At 41.0% G+C, this 20,224-nt stretch carries 17 protein-coding genes and 1 other RNA gene; 7 read left to right on the forward strand and 11 right to left on the reverse strand.

Annotation, left to right across the window (positions count from 1 at the left end; translation table 11 throughout):
• Positions 1–38: 38 nt before the first annotated feature.
• On the reverse strand, positions 39–2,882 hold the full coding sequence (locus ACNOGP_RS09650) for a glycoside hydrolase family 3 N-terminal domain-containing protein (protein WP_418214670.1): 2,844 nt from the start codon (positions 2,880–2,882) through the stop codon (positions 39–41).
• 231 nt (positions 2,883–3,113) lie between these two features.
• Here ACNOGP_RS09650 and ssrA point away from each other — a divergent pair.
• From ssrA to ACNOGP_RS09675, 5 genes are all read left to right on the forward strand, one after another.
• Positions 3,114–3,510, forward strand: a transfer-messenger RNA (tmRNA) gene (ssrA, locus tag ACNOGP_RS09655).
• Positions 3,511–3,668: 158 nt separating this feature from the next.
• A complete protein-coding gene (dinB, locus tag ACNOGP_RS09660) occupies positions 3,669–4,760 on the forward strand; it encodes a DNA polymerase IV (protein WP_418214671.1) in 1,092 nt (363 codons plus the stop codon).
• A gap of 131 nt (positions 4,761–4,891) precedes the next feature.
• On the forward strand, positions 4,892–6,826 hold the full coding sequence (locus tag ACNOGP_RS09665; protein ID WP_418214672.1) for a heparinase II/III domain-containing protein: 1,935 nt from the start codon (positions 4,892–4,894) through the stop codon (positions 6,824–6,826).
• 49 nt (positions 6,827–6,875) lie between these two features.
• Positions 6,876–7,577, forward strand: coding sequence for a DUF4627 domain-containing protein (locus ACNOGP_RS09670; protein ID WP_418214673.1), 702 nt, complete (start codon positions 6,876–6,878; stop codon positions 7,575–7,577).
• A gap of 152 nt (positions 7,578–7,729) precedes the next feature.
• Positions 7,730–8,944, forward strand: coding sequence for an IS256 family transposase (locus tag ACNOGP_RS09675; RefSeq protein WP_121765586.1), 1,215 nt, complete (start codon positions 7,730–7,732; stop codon positions 8,942–8,944).
• A 189-nt stretch (positions 8,945–9,133) separates the two neighbouring features.
• Here ACNOGP_RS09675 and ACNOGP_RS09680 read toward each other — a convergent pair whose 3' ends face one another.
• The 6 genes from ACNOGP_RS09680 to ACNOGP_RS09705 form a co-directional block, all read right to left on the reverse strand.
• On the reverse strand, positions 9,134–10,312 hold the full coding sequence (locus ACNOGP_RS09680) for an aminopeptidase C (RefSeq protein WP_007765440.1): 1,179 nt from the start codon (positions 10,310–10,312) through the stop codon (positions 9,134–9,136).
• A 97-nt stretch (positions 10,313–10,409) separates the two neighbouring features.
• Positions 10,410–10,547 (reverse strand): hypothetical protein, encoded by a 138-nt coding sequence (locus tag ACNOGP_RS09685; RefSeq protein WP_004301914.1) that lies wholly within the window; start codon positions 10,545–10,547, stop codon positions 10,410–10,412.
• Between the two features lie 264 nt (positions 10,548–10,811).
• Entirely contained in the window at positions 10,812–11,582 is a 771-nt protein-coding gene (locus ACNOGP_RS09690) for a copper homeostasis protein CutC (protein ID WP_418214674.1), read from the reverse strand.
• A 126-nt stretch (positions 11,583–11,708) separates the two neighbouring features.
• On the reverse strand, positions 11,709–13,244 hold the full coding sequence (rny, locus tag ACNOGP_RS09695; RefSeq protein ID WP_007750606.1) for a ribonuclease Y: 1,536 nt from the start codon (positions 13,242–13,244) through the stop codon (positions 11,709–11,711).
• A gap of 119 nt (positions 13,245–13,363) precedes the next feature.
• Positions 13,364–13,663 (reverse strand): cell division protein ZapA, encoded by a 300-nt coding sequence (locus tag ACNOGP_RS09700; RefSeq protein ID WP_007750604.1) that lies wholly within the window; start codon positions 13,661–13,663, stop codon positions 13,364–13,366.
• A gap of 14 nt (positions 13,664–13,677) precedes the next feature.
• Positions 13,678–13,971 carry a hypothetical protein gene (locus tag ACNOGP_RS09705; protein WP_007750603.1) on the reverse strand — a complete coding sequence of 98 codons (294 nt, stop codon included), beginning with the start codon at positions 13,969–13,971 and terminating at the stop codon, positions 13,678–13,680.
• A 201-nt stretch (positions 13,972–14,172) separates the two neighbouring features.
• Here ACNOGP_RS09705 and ACNOGP_RS09710 point away from each other — a divergent pair, with 201 nt between their 5' ends.
• On the forward strand, positions 14,173–15,309 hold the full coding sequence (locus ACNOGP_RS09710; RefSeq protein ID WP_195475079.1) for an AAA family ATPase: 1,137 nt from the start codon (positions 14,173–14,175) through the stop codon (positions 15,307–15,309).
• A 10-nt stretch (positions 15,310–15,319) separates the two neighbouring features.
• Positions 15,320–15,979, forward strand: a complete 660-nt coding sequence (locus tag ACNOGP_RS09715; protein ID WP_195475080.1) for a hypothetical protein — start codon at positions 15,320–15,322, stop codon at positions 15,977–15,979.
• A gap of 175 nt (positions 15,980–16,154) precedes the next feature.
• On the opposite strand, the gene ACNOGP_RS09720 is transcribed toward ACNOGP_RS09715, so the two are convergent.
• The 4 genes from ACNOGP_RS09720 to ACNOGP_RS09735 form a co-directional block, all read right to left on the reverse strand.
• Complete coding sequence (locus tag ACNOGP_RS09720; RefSeq protein WP_418214675.1) at positions 16,155–17,954, reverse strand: hypothetical protein; 1,800 nt, start codon at positions 17,952–17,954, stop codon at positions 16,155–16,157.
• Positions 17,955–17,960: 6 nt separating this feature from the next.
• Positions 17,961–18,374, reverse strand: a complete 414-nt coding sequence (locus tag ACNOGP_RS09725; protein WP_418214676.1) for an HU family DNA-binding protein — start codon at positions 18,372–18,374, stop codon at positions 17,961–17,963.
• 841 nt (positions 18,375–19,215) lie between these two features.
• Complete coding sequence (locus ACNOGP_RS09730) at positions 19,216–19,926, reverse strand: acyltransferase family protein (RefSeq protein ID WP_418214755.1); 711 nt, start codon at positions 19,924–19,926, stop codon at positions 19,216–19,218.
• Positions 19,863–20,219 carry an acyltransferase family protein gene (locus ACNOGP_RS09735; RefSeq protein ID WP_418214677.1) on the reverse strand — a complete coding sequence of 119 codons (357 nt, stop codon included), beginning with the start codon at positions 20,217–20,219 and terminating at the stop codon, positions 19,863–19,865. The genes ACNOGP_RS09730 and ACNOGP_RS09735 overlap by 64 nt, the downstream gene beginning before the upstream one ends.
• Positions 20,220–20,224 lie beyond the last annotated feature (5 nt).

Consider the following 20,224-nt stretch of genomic DNA (forward strand, 5'->3'; position numbering starts at 1 on the left):
GCATTTTCCGAGTGGATTCCTGATAGTCGATAACTTAATCAGTTTTTTCTGAGTTGAGGTAATTTTACTTCTGCTATTCCCACCCGGTCACTGCCCAATACGATACGTAAATCACTGGCAATTGTTTCTTTAAAGTTAAAAGTGAGTGGTCGGCTGTAAGTGTCGATTGTTCCGGAGTATACAGTAAGGAATTGCCCTCCGCCACTGGATAATTGAATCTCGAAATCGGTACTTACTTTGTTTTCACGGTTGAAAGTAATAGATATACTGTTTATCTTGGCTTCATTCTCTAAAGCGAAAGTAATGTAATCTCCTTTATTTCCTTCCCAGAAAGTGGATAAGTCATTATCAATAACATGATTGACAGTTCCTTGATTGGTACTTGCACTGATAGGCGAATCATCTTTTGTGTTTTTGGATATTACATTGTCACCATATCCGGAGACGGTTAATGTTCCATTTAGTCGGATATCCGTAGAGGAGGCTCCTATCATTAGCGTAAATTCTCCCGGCTCTACCACCCAGTGCATATCGGCATTCAGCAGTTCCAATGCTTTACGGTCTATTGGAAACGTAATTTCTTTTGTTTCTCCCGGTTTCAGATGTACCCGTTCGAACCCTGCCAGATTCTTTTCGTATGTTGTGACACTGCTTAGTACATCACGTACGTAGAGTTGGACAACTTCGTCTCCTGCCCGTTTGCCGGTATTCGTCACTTTACAAGTGACATACGTCTTTTGATTAGGAGTGATGATGGCTGGAGATATTTTCAAATCGGAATATTCGAAAGTAGTATAGCTTAATCCGAAGCCAAAAGGATATAGAGCACCGTTGACGCGTGACATATTACCGTTCAATCCCGGATTCTTGCCGCCGTCAATTTGAGAGGAAGGCTTGCAAGGGAAGTTGAAAGGTATCTGTCCCACTGTTTTTGGGAAAGTAACAGTCAGTTTGCCGCCCGGATTATAATCTCCGAAAAGTACGTCTGCTACCGCTTTTCCACCTTTCGATCCAGGATACCAGGCTTCGAGAATGGCAGGTACGAATTTATCCGCCCAGTTGATGGAAAGCGGACGTCCGTTGATTAGCACTAGTACAACAGGTTTGCCGGTAGCAACTACAGCTTTCAACAAATCAAGCTGACGACCGGGAAGAGCAAGACTGCTGCGGGATTTGTTCTCTCCGCAGGTACGTTGTCCACCGCCCAACACGACCACTGCTACATCTGCCTGCTTTGTCTGGCTGACGGCTTTCTCTATTTCTTCTTGTTCGTTCTCGCTCAAGGGATACTCCATCAATTCCGATTCCGGCCAGTTGGCGTCTACTAGTTCGCAGCCTTTCGTATAAAGAACCTCTGCTTTCCCTCCCAGTTTCTCCTGAATTCCTTTCAGTACGGATGTCACTTCAACGGCCAAAGGACCGTAATGGGTAAGTGCGTATGAATGTTCGTCAGCATTCGGACCGCATACTGCTATCTTTTTGATAGTTGAGGCATTCAACGGCAGTACATTCTTATCATTCTTCAAGAGCACGATAGACTCACGGGAGGCCTGTAAGGCTATTTCCTCATTAGAGGCTTTCTCTACTTCCTCATCTGCGCCCTTTAAATCAGTCTGATAAGGATGGTCGAACAGACCGACAAGGAATTTCACTCTCAGAATATCGCGTACACGGTCATTGATAATTTCTTCGCTGAGTCCACCTTCTTTCACCAATTCTCTTAAAGGCAGTACATACGAATCCGGTGAACGGAATGTGCACCGTATGTTCAAACCTGCTTCTACGCTTTGGCGGACCGCTTCTTTCATGTCTTTTGCCGTACCATGTTTGGTGTAAAGGTATTCCACCGCATCACTGTCCGATACTACATATCCACGGAATCCCATATCACCACGCAGACGGGTGGTCAGCCAATAATAACTGCTCTGAATCGGGAAACCGTCATAGTCGTTGTAAGAACTCATGACACCGAGCAGTCCGGCTTCACGAATTACTCTTTTGAAAGGGTAGACATGAATCATCTCTACTTCGCGTGGAGACATCTGCGGATCGACACGTGCCATACCTTCACGTGCGCCTTTGTTGTTGCTATATGCGATAAAATGTTTTCCGGTAGCCGCTACTTGATGATTATGTTGCATACCTTTTACCATTTCGATACCTAATTCAGCGACTAAATAAGGTGATTCTCCGTAAACTTCTTCGTAACGCCCCCAACGTTGATCCCGTCCTACATCAAGTATCGGGGCATATACATTGGTATATCCCAACATACGAGCTTCCTGTCCGGTGATTAGTCCTATCTGACGGAGCAGTTGGCGGTTCCAGGTATGGCCTAGCCCCAGTTGGGTGGGGAAGTTGGTAGCTTTGTAACTCTCCACTCCGCGAATTCCCTCATTGGTGAAATCCGTCGGAATGCCGAGACGTGTCTCCTCAATAAAGAAACGTTGTACTTCATTCAATGCCCAAGCGTGTTTGGAGGCAGGCCATACATATTCATTGTCCGATGGAGGAAGTCCCCATTGTTGGAAACCATTCAGATGTTCGTCGATAGCACCGATTCCGTCCTTCCATAGTTGGTTTTTCCATTCGGGTGTAGGCAAGTCGTCCTTCAGTACCCGTTTATATCCATAAAGGGTTACCATCTGGCACGTTTTCTCCTCCAGTGTCATCTGGCTGAGTAAATCTTCTATACGTGCGTCAATGGGTGCGGATGGGTCTTCATATACATCTTTAATATCGTTTTTATTGAAATCTATCCATCCTTTTTTGTACATTTCTGTACGGACAGGCTTATAAACAGTAGGAATCTTGGATGTTTTTTGTGCAGGGAGGGTAGCACAACTTCCTAGAAACAGGCTAATGAGTAAAAGTTTCTTCATGGTATTTTCTCGTGTTAAGAATAAATTTGCCCGGTAAAGATAATGCTTTGATATAATATTCACCAATGTCTTTTCGTTATTTAGAAAATGTTTCTTGTCTTTTATATCTGGTTGTGGTAGGGGAAGGTAGGAGTAAAGTGATAATAATTGCAAAAGAATGATGAACGATACCAAAACATTTTCTATCTTTGCATCCAATAAAGCAGAATTTTCAGCTTGTTGCAAAGTCATGGGGTTGACTGGATTTGACAGCGGGCAGAAATGGTAGGTAAGCATGCAGTGGGTCGGTAATTTCCACTTAAATCTCAGTTATCAAAATTTTATCTGGCGAAACTAATTACGCTCTTGCTGCTTAATCGAATCATAGTAGATTAGCTTAATCCAGGCACAAGGTGCCAGGACGAGACATCACTCGGAAGCTGTTGCTCCGAAGCGTTCCGGTTCAGTGGTGCAGTTACATCGGGGATAGTTGGAAGTGGCCTCGCACTTTTGATGAAACTTTAGAGGATAAGGCAGGAATTGATGGCTTTGGTTCTGTTCCTGTTCGAAAATCTAGGCAAAGATAAGCATGTAGAAAGCTTATGATTTCCTCGTTTGGACGAGGGTTCGATTCCCTCCAGCTCCACAAAAAAACATTGGTAGTCAATGAATTGGTGGAAATAAAAGATCCGATTTTACATACAGAAATGTAGTAAAGTCGGATCTTTTGTTTTGTATCGTATGTTTTTTATATATAATTCTTGCTTCTAAGAATATTTTGATAAGTTTGCTGTAATAATTGAATAAATGACTCATAGAAAGATTCTACATATCGACATGGATGCTTTTTACGCCTCAGTAGAACAGCGTGATAATCCTGAACTTCGTGGCAAGCCTTTGGCGGTAGGTCATGCAGAGGAGAGGGGAGTTGTGGCTGCTGCCAGCTATGAAGCCCGGCGTTATGGTGTCCGTTCGGCGATGTCCTCCCAAAAGGCGAAACGTCTTTGCCCGCAGTTGATCTTTGTGCATGGGCGAATGGATGTCTATAAAGCAGTTTCCCGGCAGATACATGAAATCTTCCATGAGTATACGGATATTATTGAACCTCTTTCTTTGGATGAGGCTTTTCTGGATGTGACGGAGAATAAGAAAGGCATTTCATTGGCAGTGGACATAGCCAAAGAAATAAAGCAAAAGATTCGTGAACAGCTCAATCTCGTTGCGTCTGCCGGAGTTTCTTATAATAAATTCCTGGCTAAAATAGCTTCAGACTATCGCAAACCGGACGGATTATGTACCATTCATCCGGAACAAGCGCTTGATTTTATCGCTCGTCTCCCTATCGAATCATTTTGGGGAGTAGGCCCTGTGACCGCCAAGAAAATGCATCTACTCGGCATTCGCAACGGGCTCCAACTACGGAAATGCTCTTTGGAAATGCTGACAGCGCATTTTGGAAAGGTAGGGGCTCTTTATTACGAATGTGCACGGGGGATTGATGAACGTCCGGTGGAGGCTGTCCGTATTCGTAAATCTATCGGATGCGAACGTACATTGGAGCGGGATATCTCTACCCGTTCATCGGTGATTATCGAACTATATCATGTGGCGGTGGAGCTCGTCGAACGACTCAACCATAAAGATTTCAAAGGAAACACCCTAACGCTGAAAATCAAGTTTCATGATTTTAGTCAGATAACCCGAAGTCTTACCCAGCCGCAAGAGTTAACAACCTTGGACCGTATACTTCCGCTTGCAAAAGAATTGCTTAAAAGTGTAGAATATGAACAGCACCCGATTCGCCTTATCGGACTTTCCATCTCTAATCCGAAGGAGGAAGCCGATGAACAACACGGCGTTTGGGAACAATTGAGTTTTGAATTTAGTGATTGGGATTGAACTTAAAATAAGGCAATGATGAGTACGATTTTGGAGGTATGTACTTTTTTGTCATTAGGTTCGTATGATTTACTCACCTTATTTTATAAGATATACACTATCTTTGCCTTACTTAAATGAACAAAAATACCATGAATCGAATGAAACATTTGCTTTGTGTTCTTTTAGTAGCCGCTTTAGGAAGTTTCACTTTCAAAGCCAATGCTTACACCGAACGCAATATGCTGCAAAAAGCGGCAAACGAATCTACATTGAAAAATGTGTTAGTGATGAAACAAGCGTGGGTGCCTTATCCTGCTTATACGGATCGTGCCGCTTGGGATTCGCTGATGGGTCCCAACAAACAACGTCTTATCGAAGCCGGTGAAAAACTTCTCAACTACAAATGGCAACTGATTCCTGCCACCGCTTATTTGGAATACGAGCGTAGCGGCAACCGGAAAGTGATGGAGGTTCCTTACGACGATAATCGTAGAGCACTTAATACCCTGATGCTTGCCGAACTGGCGGAGGGAAAAGGACGCTTTATCGACCAACTGCTCAATGGAGCTTATATGAGCTGCGAAATGAATTCATGGGTTTTATCCGCACACTTGCCCCGTCAGAGCAGTAAACGTTCGCTTCCCGATTTCCGCGAACAGATTATTGATTTGGGCTCAGGGGGGTATGGAGCCTTGATGGCGTGGGTACACTATTTTTTCCGTAAGCCATTCGATAAGATCAATCCTGTAGTATCCCTACAAATGCGTAAAGCAATCAAAGAACGTATTCTCGATCCTTATATGAATGATGATGAGATGTGGTGGATGGCTTTCAACTGGCAACCGGGGGAAATTATCAATAACTGGAATCCTTGGTGTAATTCCAATGCTTTGCAATGTTTCCTCTTGATGGAAAATAATAAGGACAAGCTGGCCAAAGCCGTTTATCGTTCTATGAAGTCAGTGGATAAATTCATTAATTTCGTAAAGTCCGATGGCGCTTGTGAAGAAGGAACCTCTTATTGGGGACATGCTGCCGGAAAACTCTATGATTATCTCCAAATTCTTTCCGATGGTACAGGAGGCAAGATATCCTTGTTTAATGAACCGATGATTCGCCGGATGGGTGAATATATGTCCCGTTCCTACGTAGGCAATGGCTGGGTAGTGAACTTCGCCGATGCTTCGGCACAGGGTGGGGGTGACCCTCTGTTGATTTACCGTTTCGGTAAAGCGGTCAGCAGTGATGAAATGATGCATTTTGCAGCTTACTTGCTGAATGGCAGAAAGCCGTATGCTACTATGGGCAATGACGCTTTCCGTTCCCTTCAATCCCTGCTTTGCTGTAATGACCTGGAAAAAGCGACCCCGAAACACGATATGCCGGATGTTACCTGGTATCCCGAAACTGAATTCTGCTACATGAAAAATAAGAATGGTATGCTGCTCGCTGCCAAAGGCGGATTCAATAACGAAAGCCATAACCATAATGATGTAGGAACGTTCTCTTTGTATGTAAACACGATTCCTGTATTTATTGATGCCGGAGTCGGTACCTATACCAAGCAGACGTTCGGAAAAGACCGTTATACTATCTGGACAATGCAAAGCAATTATCATAACTTACCGATGATAAACGGAGTTCCGCAGAAATTCGGTCAACAATATAAAGCGACCAATACTGTTTGCAATGAAAAGAAGCGTACTTTTTCTGCAGATATTGCCACAGCTTATCCGGCAGAAGCAAAAGTAAAGAGTTGGATTCGTTCGTATGCATTGGACGACCGTAAACTGATGATTACGGACAACTATACGTTGAATGAGGCACTGGCTCCCAATCAACTTAATTTCCTGACTTGGGGAAAGGTTAGCTTTCCTTCTCCCGGCAAAGTGCGTGTTGAAGTGAAAGGACAGAAAGTAGAGTTGGATTATCCGTCTCAGTTTAAAGCAGAACTGGAAACTATTAAATTGGATGATCCCCGCCTTTCTAATGTTTGGGGCAAGGAGATTTATCGCATCACACTGAAGACAGAGGAGAAGAAAGCGACTGGGAATTATAAGTTTGTCATTCAACAAGTGAAGTAAAATAAGAACTTAGAATTATAAAGGTATTAAACAATTAAATCACAGTAAGATGAAAAAAGTAGTATTTGCCGGCCTTTTGGCTATTGCAGGAGTAAGCGTAAGCGCTCAGAATCTGATTAAAAACGAGAAATTCGCAACAGAAGTAACGAACAAGGTGACCAATCCGAATAAGGCGACAGCCGGTGAATGGTTCATCATGAATAATGAAGCTGACGGTGCAACTACCATTGCTTGGGAACAGACGGGTGATGCCAAATATCCTAATGCCATGAAGATAGACAACTCCGGAGCTGCAAAGAACATTTCCTGGTACAAGGCTTTCTTGGGACAGCGTGTTACAGACGGGTTGCAGAAAGGTATCTATGTCCTTACTTTTTATGCGAAAGCAAAAGAAGCCGGTACTCCGGTAAGTGTATATATCAAGCAGACGAATGAAGAAAAGAATGATAATGGCAAGTACAATACCACCTTCTTTATGCGTCGTGATTATGATGCTGATTCTCAACCGAATGCTTCGGGAGCACAGTACAACTTCAAAATTAAGGATGCAGACAAATGGACGAAAGTGGTAGTTTATTACGATATGGGACAAGTTGTGAACGCTATCAGCAGTAAGAAAGCGAATGCAAATTTGGAAGTATCTGATACGGATGATGACGCTGCTATCTTGAAAGACTGCTATGTAGCTATTCTTGCTCAGAATAAAGGTGGCGTTGTAGAAATCAGTGATGTCACATTAAGAAAGAAATAAGAGGAAAAAGTGGTTAAAGCGTAGATTAACGCAAATTATCACAGATTATTTCAAGGACATTTACTGAATATCCCTAAAAAAAGAGGTTGTAAATTAAACTGTGTCAACAAAGGGAATGAATAAAATATTAACTTTGCAAACACAGTTTATTTATGAGCGAAGAATTTGATTTTGAAAGTATCAAGAACAAGGCCATCGAACAGCTAAAAGCCGGTAAGCCCTTGTTGGGAAAGGATGGAGCGTTTGCTCCCTTATTGGAGAGTATTTTAAATGCGGCCCTTGAAGGCGAGATGGATGCCCATCTCTCCGATGAAGAGCGTATGAGTGGCAATCGTCGTAACGGAAAGATGCGGAAGCAGGTACAGACTTCCATGGGTGAAGTGACCGTATCTACTCCGCGTGACCGCAATGCCACGTTTGAGCCTCAATTTATAAAGAAGCGTGAGACCATTCTTGCCGAGGGTGTTGCAGACCGCATCATCGGGCTTTATGCTTTGGGAAACAGCACACGTGAGATAAGCGACTGGATGGAAGAGAATCTGGGTAACCGTGTATCTGCCGAGACAATCAGTTCCATCACCGACCGTGTACTTCCGGAGATAAAGGCATGGCGTTCCCGGAGTCTGGACCCGGTTTATCCGATAGTCTGGCTCGACGCCATTCATTACAAGGTAATGGATGACAGAGGTTGTGCCGTCAGCCGTGCGATCTACAATGTCCTGGCTATAGACAAGGAAGGACGTAAGGACTTACTTGGCATGTATATCTCTAAAAATGAGGGCGCAAACTTCTGGCTGAATGTGTTGACCGATTTACAGAACCGTGGCGTGCGTGACATCCTCATAGCTTGTGTCGACGGTTTGAAAGGCTTCCCCGATGCCATCCAAAGCGTGTTCCCCAATACCGTCGTCCAACTCTGTATCGTCCATCAGATACGCAATTCCGTCAAGTATGTCGGCAGCAAACATCAAAAAGAGTTCATGAAAGACCTGAGACGTGTCTATGGCGCTGTAAGCAAGGAAGCCGCGGAAACAGAGCTTCTTAATCTGGATGAGAAATGGGGTGAGAAATATCCGATTGTCATCAGGTCATGGCAGGACAACTGGGAAAGGCTTGCTGAATACTTCCAGTTTACACCGGATATACGCCGCATGATATATACCACCAATACTGTCGAGGGCTATCATCGCCAAGTACGGAAAGTTACAAAAAACAAGGGCGTATTCCCTAATGATACCGCCCTTGAGAAGCTTGTCTACCTCGCTTACCGCAACATACGCAAGAAATGGACCATGCCCATTGCTAATTGGGCGGCCATCGCTGGGCAATTAGCGATAAAGTTTGGAGATAGATTTAAATTATTGTAATTTTACGCTCGTCGGGACGGGTGGTCCCGCCCCTTGGCGCTGGCCGCTCCCCGACCGATGAGTTTGAAAGGAAAATAGAGCATGACACAGTTTATTTTACGCCCCCTAAAAAAAGCAACTAATTCGCAATGAAGTAGTTGCTTTTTTTATTTCAGGATATCCTTATCTCAATTATAGGACTTATATCTTTTAGTTGATTCCGAGTTTCTTTCTCAATTCTTTCGGCAGGGAGTCTTTGTGTACCATGACGCAGATTGTTTTAGCGCGTACATAGCTTTCGGACATATTAAGATATCCCCCGAATTTATTACCGTCCGCTCCCCAAGAGTTTTTAGTTATATAGTATTTAGTGCCGTTTTGGTCTTTGGCAATACCGGTGATGTGCATTAAATGGTCATCTGTCGTTACAAATTTCTCGTAGCCTTCTTGGCGGATTTCCGGTGTTACCTTGATTTCCGGATAAGGATGTTCAAACTTAAAAACTTCATCCAGACGTTGATATTTAGGCATCTCTTCAAAACGGGCACGGTCGGTAGTGGAGTAGTCTTTTATATCTTCCACTTGCGGATTGATGGCAATTCCGTTCTTAAAAGAGAAACCTTGTTCGCTGACGTCCCCATCCCAACATACGGTATACCCCTTGTTTAGTGCATAGTCGATGGCTTCTATCAATTCATCCAGAGGGAGGTTATACATTGGCTGGTTTTCCCAATTATCGGGTACTTCCGGTGAGAAAGTTTCATAATAAGGTTTGTGGGTAAAACTGGTCAGCTCGATATAATTATCCATATTCAGTCCCAGACTTTCAGTGAAAGACTGCGGTGTATATTCTTTTCCTTTATAAGTGAACTTCTCCGGTAGTTTGCCCAGATACGTATCGAATAGATTATCAATAAGTGAATAATACTGTGGTGTACGTTTCTTGGAAGCGATATTGGCATCGACCAAAGCTTTGAAGTAGCGGCATAACGCTCCGTGATTATGATCCGTATTACCATTGATCAGACCGGAATAGGCTTCTTCCGGTACGATCCCCACTTGTTTATAGGCATTTTTGAAAGTATGTGCCAGACTTCCTTCTCCAATGTTTCCTTTGCCCCGGCGGAGGTAGTTGTCTTCCATTTGGTTCATGTATTTTTGGCGGACAATAAACATTTCCGAGAGGTCGTATTCCCCCTTTCCCATACGAAGTAATTCGGATTCCATGAAAGAAGCGGTGGCAAAGCACCAGCAGGTTCCGGTGGAAGCCTGGTCCTTGACGGGAGTCGTTTTGTGCGATACGATGGTTGTGAATTCATAACCGGGTGTTTGTGCAAAGGTGGTTGCGGCTAATAAAAGTACTGCAACCGACATCAATAGTTTCTTCATAATCTATGTGTTTTATTATTTATTGAGTACAAATGTATAAAAAAAGCGAGGATACTCGAAAGTTCCTCGCTTTTTTCAATATAATTAGTGTGTTTATTTACATGGCTACCTGCTGTGACAGCAGTTTTTGAAGTTTACCGTTCAAGGTTTGGCACATAGCGCCGTTTCCCATTGCTTGATAGCGTTTGATACGGTACTGTAACATCATAATCTTTTCATTTGCATTCTTTTTCATAATTCGTTTCCTCTTTTTTGCCCTCCACGTTTTGAAGAGCGGTTTTACATCTTGTTTTCTTTATTAACACTGCAAAGGTACGAAATGTTTTTGGATTATATGCTGTAAAACATAAAAATCTTCTTTATCCTTTAAAAAAACTTTTTATAAGAGGTTCGAACACGGTGGATGTTACAAACGTATTACATACATTTACAGAGAGTTATTCCGTATTCATTATTGCCGACACATTCAATCGGGTAGTCTTTGTCTCGCAAGGGTATACTATTGGTCTTGGCGAGCAACTGATGAAGAGCATTCGTGGATTGTAGCCATTACTCTCCGGACGGTAGTTACATTTCGTTCGTATTCGTCGATATGTACGGTTCCGCCCATAGATACCGATTCATTCTTATACTTCATCCCGCTTGGAATGTTTTCGCGGGCAGAGAAATGAAACTCCTGTATTCCGGTTTCTCCGGCAATGCGGGAGATGTTCTTTTCATTTACGCCACATCCGGCGAGTAAGGTGATTCTTCCTGCGGCTTGACGGTGTAGTTTTTTGAGTAGAGGAATACCTTGTTCGGCTGTAGGTTGTTGACCGGAGGTCAGAATCCGTTCGCATCCCAGTTCTATAATCTGTTCCAATGCTTCATCGGGATTGCGACAGACATCAAAAGCACGATGGAAAGTGACGGATAATCCATGCGAAGCTTCCATCAATTCTTTCATGGCAACAGTATCAATATCTCCGTTTGCCGTCAGACATCCGAAAACCACTCCATCCACTCCCAAATGGCGGGCTATCTCTATATCTTCCAGCATTATCTTTGTTTCTAAGGGAGAGTAAAGAAAGTCTCCGCCTCGTGGACGGATAATAACGTGCAGGCGAGCAGTGTTCAAAACTTTACGTGCCATTGCTATTTCTCCGTAAGAAGGAGTAGTTCCGCCTTCCGGAATACCTGCACATAGTTCTACCCGATTGGCACCTCCTGTCTGAGCTGCTAGGCAACTTTCTATGGAATTGGCACAGACCTCGAATTGATACTCTTTCATAGTTTAATAAGACTACTCACCACAGATTACACAGATTCTCACAGATTAATCATTAAACTGTTGTTTTTTTAATGAGAATAATCTGTGAGAATCTGTGTAATCTGTGGTGAAATTATTCTCTGTTTTTTATTTAGCGAAGCTAACCGCACGTGTCTCACGAATAACGGTGATCTTCACTTGCCCCGGATAAGTCATTTCATCCTGAATCTTCTTGGCGATTTCACCGGACAGGTTTTCAGTCTGTTTGTCGTCAATCTTATCCGCACCTACGATAACGCGAAGTTCACGACCGGCCTGAATAGCATACGTCTTTGTCACACCCGGATAAGACATAGCTAACTGTTCAAGATCGTTCAGACGTTTGATATACGCCTCTACGATTTCACGGCGAGCACCCGGACGTGCACCTGAGATGGCGTCACAAACCTGTACGATAGGAGCGAGTAAACTGGTCATTTCCGTTTCGTCATGGTGGGCACCGATAGCGTTGCAGATATCCGGTTTCTCCTTATACTTTTCCGCAAGCTTCATACCCAGCAATGCGTGCGGCAATTCCGGCTCTTCGTCGGGCACTTTACCTATATCGTGCAACAAACCTGCGCGTTTAGCTTTCTTCGGGTTCAATCCCAGCTCCGAAGCCATCACTGCACAAAGATTGGCAGTTTCGCGTGCGTGTTGCAAAAGGTTCTGACCGTATGAAGAACGATATTTCATCTTACCTATAATACGGATTAATTCAGGATGCAGACCGTGGATACCCAAGTCGATTGTTGTACGTTTACCGGTTTCGATAATTTCTTCTTCCACTTGTTTGCGTACTTTCGCCACTACCTCTTCAATACGGGCAGGGTGGATACGTCCGTCGGTTACCAACTGATGGAGAGCCAGACGGGCTACTTCACGGCGAACCGGGTCGAAAGCGGAAAGAACAATCGCTTCCGGAGTATCGTCAACAACGATTTCAACGCCGGTAGCAGCTTCCAATGCACGGATATTGCGACCTTCACGTCCGATAATACGTCCTTTGATTTCATCCGACTCGATATGGAATACTGTAACGGAATTCTCAATAGCTGTTTCTGTAGCTACCCGTTGGATAGACTGTACTACGATACGTTTCGCTTCCTTGTTAGCAGTCAGTTTCGCATCATCCATGATGTCGTTGATATAGGACTGGGCTTGTGTTTTAGCTTCCTCTTTCAATGATTCCACCAGGCGTTCTTTAGCCTCTTCGGCGGACAATCCGGAGATTGCTTCCAACTTCTCGATTTCCTGCTGTTGCAGTTTGTCAAGTTCTTCTTTTTTCTTGTCTACAATGACAAGTTGCGCTTCCAGATTCTCTTTGACAGCTTCGGCTTCCATCTTCTTGCGTTGAATTTCTTCCTGGCGCTGTCCGAGTACCATTTCGCGTTGTTTCAGCTTATTTTCCGCTTGCTGAATCTTTTGATTTCTGAGTGCTACCTCTTTTTCAAGATCTGCTTTCTTGTTCAGGAATTTCTCCTTCACTTCCAGCAGCTTGTTCTTCTTAATTACTTCCGCTTCCGTCTCTGCTTCTTTCAGGACATTGTCGTATTTGGACTTTAAAGCATACCTGAACAGTATGTACGAGAGCACTCCACCTACGATGAAGCAAGCAATTGCTGTTGCTATTATTACTATCATTCTACATTTAATTTAAGTATATAAATAAAAACGCACCACCAAATATCTAAGCAAGTTCTTGCTCGGATATTGTGCAGTGCGTGGTTGTTTTCTCTTATCAGCGAATAACCGGATAAAATTTATTCTTTCTTGAAATAATCCTCCAGCAATTCAGTCAGTTCTTTTACCTTTTCCGTATAGGGAGCGGTATCATTACGTTGCAACAATTGCAGTTTCTCTAATGAGAACTGATAGGCTACCATAACTATAATTTTTTCCGGTTCCAAATTCAGATGCCCCCATTTTTCCCGGTACTCACCAAGTATGGTATTAACCTGCTTGGCGGCCGCCCGTACTATCTCCTCATTCTCTGGATTGATAAATACCGGATAACACGCATCTGCCATATGCAGGTTTATTCTTATTATATTATCGCTCATACATCCTTTCCTTCTTATTCATTCAACAAAGCGATGCATTTATCGACTTCACGCACTAATTTTGACAATCGCAGCTTCGTCTCTTTTACGTCGCTGCCGTTAAGGCTGATTGCCGTAGCTGTTTTTAGGTTCGTATAGTTGACTTCCAATTCATCGTATTGAGCCTGTATCTTCTCATTTTTCAATTTTTCGAAATCAAGAAGCTTTTTCAACTCGACATTCTCACGCTTTAACTCATCATGCAAATAGAGCAAATGCCGTAGCCGCGTTTCAAAGGTATTCAATAACTTTTTTTCTTCTTCTGTCATTACTACACCAAAATTGTACACAAAAATACGATTAACTCTGATATTACAAAAACTTTTCGGGATAAAATGCTGTTTTTTCTTTAAAATGGTGTTATTATGCGGTAAATGGGAGTAGATTTCTCTTGCGAAATCAAATATTTCAAAACATTTTGTACCTTTGCGTCATTGGTCAGATTTTCCAATAAAAAACGAGCTGCTGTTATGATTAATAAGATTAGGATACGGAACTTTAAATCTATTGTTGATTTAACTCTAGATTTAGGGCGCGTCAATGTTATTATTGGCGCAAACGGTTGTGGTAAAACCAACATATTGGAAGCTATTACTTTTGCTTCAATGGCTGGGCAGGATAAATTGGGTAATGAATATCTTTTCAACAGAGGCGTGAGGATAACAGCACCTCAATATATGATGAACGCTTTTGATGATGCTAATAATAATGTTCCGATCCAAATTGATGTAGAAGGAGATAATAAAGCTGCGTCGACCAATGCTTGTATACTTTATAATGAATCTAAAAAGGAATGGTTTAATATTGGAAATATAGTAAATCGTGATAAAATACAGGCCTTTTTATCTGCACTAACTCAAGATGGGTATAAAATAAGTGACATTGCTAGAATAGAGAATGATAATCCGGATCTGTTTCAATCATTGCAGGATTTATTAATAGAAAAGCCTTCTTTGGCTTCGTTTCTTATTTATCGTCCTATTGAAAATGTATTGAGAGAGGCAAATACACAATCTCCCATACAACCTTTAGGGATAAGAGGAGAAGGGTTATTGCAGTATTTGAAACAGGTTAGTCAAAATATTGAATATAAGAGCCTTATAGAAAATATTAATGAAGGCTTATTCATGTTGGATTGGTTTGATGGCTTCAATATTCCCGATGATTTATTGTCCAATGAATATAAGTTGTCCATTGGTGACAGATATCTAAATGAATCATTACATTATTTTGACCAGCGTAGTACAAATGAAGGATTTCTTTATCTATTGTTTTATTTGACCTTGTTTAATTCTAAAGAAACTCCCTCTTTTTTTGCGGTAGATAATATTGAAACTTCATTTAATCCCAAGTTGTGTATCAAATTATCGGAGTATTTGATTAGTGCGGCTCAGAAAAATAACAAACAAGTGATATTGACAACACATAATCCATATATATTGGATGGTTTGGATTTATCAGATGATGAGGTTCGTTTATTTGTGGCTCGGAGAGATCTTGACGGACATACTCGTGTTACAAGGATACCTTATAAAAGAGAGCGCGTTAATAAACTGTCTGATGTTTGGATGAAAGGATATATTGGAGGGCTTCCTGACAATTTTTAATTTATATAATATGAATATTGGATTGATTGCGGAAGGTGCTTCGGAATTGACAGTCTTGAAACACATCCTAGGACGTTATCTTGGTGAAGAGCATAATTTGAATGAAATTCAACCACAAACAAATATGCAAGGGCGGCAGGTTACCGAAGGGGGATGGAATAGAGTAATACAGACATTTGAAAAAGGAAACAGTATAAAAGACGCTTTAGTGGATAATGATTATATCGTAATTCAAATAGATACTGATCTTTCCGAAACCGAGCCTTATTCAGTTTCTAAAATAGGGGCTAATGGTCAATATTGTGGTGATGAAGAACTTTGGAAACGAACAAAAGACAGAATTCTAAATAACATTCCTAATATCAATGAAGTAGAAAAAGGGAGGATTATATTGGCTATCTGCATTAATGAAATAGAGTGTTGGTTACTTCCTTTGGTTTATAATGATCATCATTGTGATAAAACGACTCAATGTATAAGTCTTTTAAATAATAAAACTTCGCAAAAGAGATTAGGAGTTCTGACTAAGGAGAATAAGAATAGGTTTCAAGGTGTTAGAATATATAATACTTTATTGCGTGATCTTAGAAAGATTAGGGATATAGAGGAATGTGCCCGGCATAATTATGGTTTTATAAGGTTCATTGAGCAATTAAAGGAAATTGGATGATTTATTGCCACATTTTTGTATTTATTTTTAAGTTTATACGGGGAATAACAAAAATGTGGCATAGCTTATAATCAGTGACTTATCATATAAAAATGACTTAAAATAAGAGAAGTTTACACGAAATATATATAGAGTTTTTGCCTTGTGGAAAGAAAAAAATGCATTTCTCTCTCAATTATTTGAAATTCAATATCTTGACTGTTCTACAGTCATGTTTCCATCCATTTTCTATCTCCGCATATTGTTCCAACTCCTTTGTCGTGATACCTCTTCCCGTATTCAGTCCCATTTTTTTATATACTTGCTTCAGCATACTTTTCGCTTCCTGAACGGAAAGTTCGGAGCCTATGGGGAAAGTTCGTTGGATAGATATACGCATTTGTGCCGATTTCTTGATGGTGTGTTCGCTGCTTACGTTCAATGCCGTGCGCAACTTATTCTCGTTATAATCGGATTGGCGGATAAAATCCGCTCCGAAACAGCAGAAGCAATCGTATATGTATCTGTCGGCAGTCGAAGTAATCAGGTTGCCTAGCATACGCTGGTAGCGTTTTTGTAGCTTTTTATCAGTTGTCCTACTCATCTTCTCCATCTCTTCCAGTTTACGGACGATAAGTTCCGCCCTTTTTTTCTTTGCCAGCCGGTGTTGTATCGCCATGCGTTCATTGTCGGAAACAGGCATTAGACGCTCTTCATGAGAGAAAACAAAATAATCGGTCTGCCGATAGGCATCGCAAAGCAGGTCAGTAGAAGTGTATAGTCGTTTCACCTGTTCCTTTTCGTAAAAGTTGGCAATCAGGAACGGATCCGGTTTGCCTTTGTCGTCCAGATAGGGGAGGTATGAATTTTCTCCGATCGCTTCCTGCAATAGAGTCCGTTCGCCAATATTAGAGGTACGTGTCAGTTGGGATTTCCAGTTGTTGTAGACGGTGGAAGCGCCACGAATCCAGTCGTCGATTTCTGTGGATGACATACATTCCAGATCCGGACGGATGGAAGCGATATGTGTCACGCTATTTACTCCGCCACGAAACCGACCGATAATCTGAATCGCTTCGGTAGCAGGATCGATAACCGATTGGGTAGCACCAAACAAATCGCTAATGAAAATCACGTGCGGAGGGTTGGGAGAGATGATATCTACGGCCGAGTAAAACCTTGAGGTGAAGAAATTGTAACGTTCCAGTTCGGTAATCATCATTGACTTTTTCCGGTGGTTGCCTTTCCAAAGTTTATATTGCCCGTCTTCACTGCAAAAGGTACAGGCGTTGCTCAGTTCCGGAATCAGACGGTAGAAACTGTCTATCGAGTCAATGCTGTTGCAGAAAATGCAGACTGTTCCTCGTTTGGCTTCGATTACTTCCTGCAGTGTCTCCAGCACATTATTTGTAGTAATTAGTTTTAATTTCTGCCGGTATGCATAGTCCGGTTGGATCAGTACCCGTGCGAAGCCGTCGAAACGGTTGTCTTTTTCGGGAATAATGGGAGTTGCGGAAATCAGCGCCTTATTTTGGAAGAGGAAAAAATCGTTCATCGGTTCGCGGATAGAGTCACGGTAATGTACGTCCTGCACTAATTTCTCACATTCGTCGAATAAAATGAAACATTCCTCGTACATATTTATGCCTACCGTTTGCATCGCCTCTTTTATCTTGGCGAAACCTTCGGGAGTAGTCAGCAGTTTGTAATGCCTGTCGTGATTATCTTCCAAGAAATCTATAATTTTCCGGACAGTCACTCCTTTGTAGACGGCTAATGCATTCTTATGTTTTTTAGCTTTTGATTCGATGACGGGCACATTAGGCTCGATGATGATTGATTTTCGTGGAGCTATCAGTTCGCAATGCGTAGCACCCAGTCCGGGCAGTAGCTTGTTGATGATACAATTAGTCGGTATAAATTCTTTCCCGGCACGCTTCAACGCATCCGCAAAGTATTCGCCTTTCCGGGTGGAGTAAGTTCTGGTGTATTCCATTTTGTTCTAGTATTTGCGTTTGTTGTGTCTTTCGGGATTGTACTTCTCAAATCCGGCCGTTGCTATACGTTTCTTCAGTTGTTTTTCAGCTTTGAATACAACATTCTTTATTTCTATGGATTCCGCCCGATGATTTTCGCCGGGTTGTTTGTCCTTGCAGAAACTGCCGTTCAGTGAGAAACTGCCGAAGTCGTCCAGATTGAGGATGTTTCCGTTTTTCAGAACAGCTTCTATACCTTCCAATACCATAGTAAGATTTTTGTATGCATCCCCTTTCGATAGATTGTTCTTGTCCGCCAGGTACTCAACGAAGGCTTTGGTGTCCAATGTATCCCATGACAGGAGCTGTACGCGTACGTTCGTTTCTTTGTTACCCGTAAAGGTATCTGCAAAACGGGTTGGTTTATAAAGTATGCTCACGAGTGATCGTTTTTTATGGTTACTACTTGTTTGCAGTTGAGTAACTTCCGAGTAGGACAAGTGTAGCTGGCGAGTTGCACAAGTGCGGCTGGATGGTTGCTCAAGTGCAACAGATTAATTCGTGCGGATGATTTTGCTAAAAGATAAGGGGAAGTTATTAATCTGTGCAGTAGAATTTATTAAATCTTCCTTATGAGTCGGTAAAAACATCTTGTCGGTTGCGACGGTACAAAGATAGGACTTTTCTTATTATAAATAGGTATGATAATTCATTTTTATATGAGCATTATTTAATCTGTGACATCTTTTGGACTATCACGGTTTACTATGTCAATAATTTACCATTTTTCAATATTGATACTACTTTTACCTTACTTAATGTTTGGAAAACTAATTTTTTTTTCTAAGATACAGCGTGCTAATAGCTGATGTCTAGAAACTTATTACTAGTTTTGATAGAAGTACAATCCTCTGTCTTTTGAAGCTTGAAGAAATACTTTTTCTTCGGTTATATCTCTGTGATTTTTATTTATAGATATTTTTTATATGATGAGTAATAAGTATTGTATTCATGTGTGTAATCCATGATATATATTCTCCGTTAGGCATATTTTGTATATTAAACACTTTTGGTTGATATCATTTTGTTTAGATGAGTGAAAAGAAAGCAGAATAAATTTTCTTTTTTCATTGCTGTCAACTTTCTGATATTCTGTTGGTTCTATTAAATAAAACTCTTTCCCTAGAGAACAAGATTGCTTTAATTTGGAGAATATTCAGTAAAATGATATTTTTTGTAAAAATGTATTGTTTTACCGCATAGAAAGTAACGATCGGTTAATTAAGTTTGTTTGTTCATTACTCTAGTTAATGAAATTAATTTCTTTATAAAATTATTGTAAAGAGGTGATATGATGTATATACTGCTTGCACACCCTAGTGTAACTAATATAGTGCCAATTATACAGAATGAAGTAGGGATATTCTCCATGGCGATATATGTCTTTTGTTCTATAAGACTTATGAATTCTAGATAATAATATCGTATAAATTCATCCATAAGGAATATGATTAGGCTATTTTTACCTAAAAAGCGTATAAATGAATTGCTTTTATCTTTAGAAACCGTTAAAATGAAATAAATTCCTCCTAAAGCTGCAACTAAAAAATATAATATATTGCCTAAAGTTGGTATGCATATATTTACCGTGGAATTTGTATATGAGAAAAATATAGTTAAGACTAAAGCGACAGTTCCCCATTTATATTTAATAGTATGAATCCAATTATTTAATTTACAATAATAGCCTATTGTGAAAAAAAATAGTGCTATTGGAACTGATTCAAATTTAAAAGGAATATATTGTGTTGACACTTTTGTTAGTAGATATTCTGCTAATAGACAACTGGCAAGTATGAGGAGTATTAGTCTAGAATGTGTATTGTTAAGTATTTTGCTAATATAGTAAAAAGATGTATATACGAATGCTAGGCAGGTGATAAACCATAAAGAACCACAAACATCTGGTTGTCCTTTAAAAAAGTAGAATATAGAAAGTGCTCATTTAAATTTAATCTTCCGGATACGGCATAGAGGAAAAAACCTATTATTATGAAGAATAGATAGGTAGCTATCATTGTTCGGAATATTTTCTTAAATAAGTATCGGGAATTGGGGTATTTCTCTAGTGTAAAGAGAAAACCAGATAAAAAAAAGAATAAAGGCATATGAAAACTAAAAATAAAATTAAATGGATAGCTACCATATGTGAATAAATGACCTGCTATTACTAAAATCATTCCATAACCTTTGGCGGTATCTATGATGTGGTTCCTGTCTTCCATAATTA

This window comes from Bacteroides difficilis, from assembly GCF_048319815.1.
GTDB lineage: Bacteria > Bacteroidota > Bacteroidia > Bacteroidales > Bacteroidaceae > Bacteroides > Bacteroides zhangwenhongii.

Bases quoted from the DNA above. Each gene is read 5' to 3' on its own strand.
- ACNOGP_RS09650 (WP_418214670.1), bottom strand. From the start codon at position 2,882: ATGAAGAAACTTTTACTCATTAGCCTGTTTCTAGGAAGTTGTGCTACC.
- dinB (WP_418214671.1), top strand. From the start codon at position 3,669: ATGACTCATAGAAAGATTCTACATATCGACATGGATGCTTTTTACGCC.
- ACNOGP_RS09665 (WP_418214672.1), top strand. From the start codon at position 4,892: ATGAATCGAATGAAACATTTGCTTTGTGTTCTTTTAGTAGCCGCTTTA.
- ACNOGP_RS09670 (WP_418214673.1), top strand. From the start codon at position 6,876: ATGAAAAAAGTAGTATTTGCCGGCCTTTTGGCTATTGCAGGAGTAAGC.
- ACNOGP_RS09675 (WP_121765586.1), top strand. From the start codon at position 7,730: ATGAGCGAAGAATTTGATTTTGAAAGTATCAAGAACAAGGCCATCGAA.
- ACNOGP_RS09680 (WP_007765440.1), bottom strand. From the start codon at position 10,312: ATGAAGAAACTATTGATGTCGGTTGCAGTACTTTTATTAGCCGCAACC.
- ACNOGP_RS09685 (WP_004301914.1), bottom strand. From the start codon at position 10,547: ATGAAAAAGAATGCAAATGAAAAGATTATGATGTTACAGTACCGTATC.
- ACNOGP_RS09690 (WP_418214674.1), bottom strand. From the start codon at position 11,582: ATGAAAGAGTATCAATTCGAGGTCTGTGCCAATTCCATAGAAAGTTGC.
- rny (WP_007750606.1), bottom strand. From the start codon at position 13,244: ATGATAGTAATAATAGCAACAGCAATTGCTTGCTTCATCGTAGGTGGA.
- ACNOGP_RS09700 (WP_007750604.1), bottom strand. From the start codon at position 13,663: ATGAGCGATAATATAATAAGAATAAACCTGCATATGGCAGATGCGTGT.
- ACNOGP_RS09705 (WP_007750603.1), bottom strand. From the start codon at position 13,971: ATGACAGAAGAAGAAAAAAAGTTATTGAATACCTTTGAAACGCGGCTA.
- ACNOGP_RS09710 (WP_195475079.1), top strand. From the start codon at position 14,173: ATGATTAATAAGATTAGGATACGGAACTTTAAATCTATTGTTGATTTA.
- ACNOGP_RS09715 (WP_195475080.1), top strand. From the start codon at position 15,320: ATGAATATTGGATTGATTGCGGAAGGTGCTTCGGAATTGACAGTCTTG.
- ACNOGP_RS09720 (WP_418214675.1), bottom strand. From the start codon at position 17,954: ATGGAATACACCAGAACTTACTCCACCCGGAAAGGCGAATACTTTGCG.
- ACNOGP_RS09735 (WP_418214677.1), bottom strand. From the start codon at position 20,219: ATGGAAGACAGGAACCACATCATAGATACCGCCAAAGGTTATGGAATG.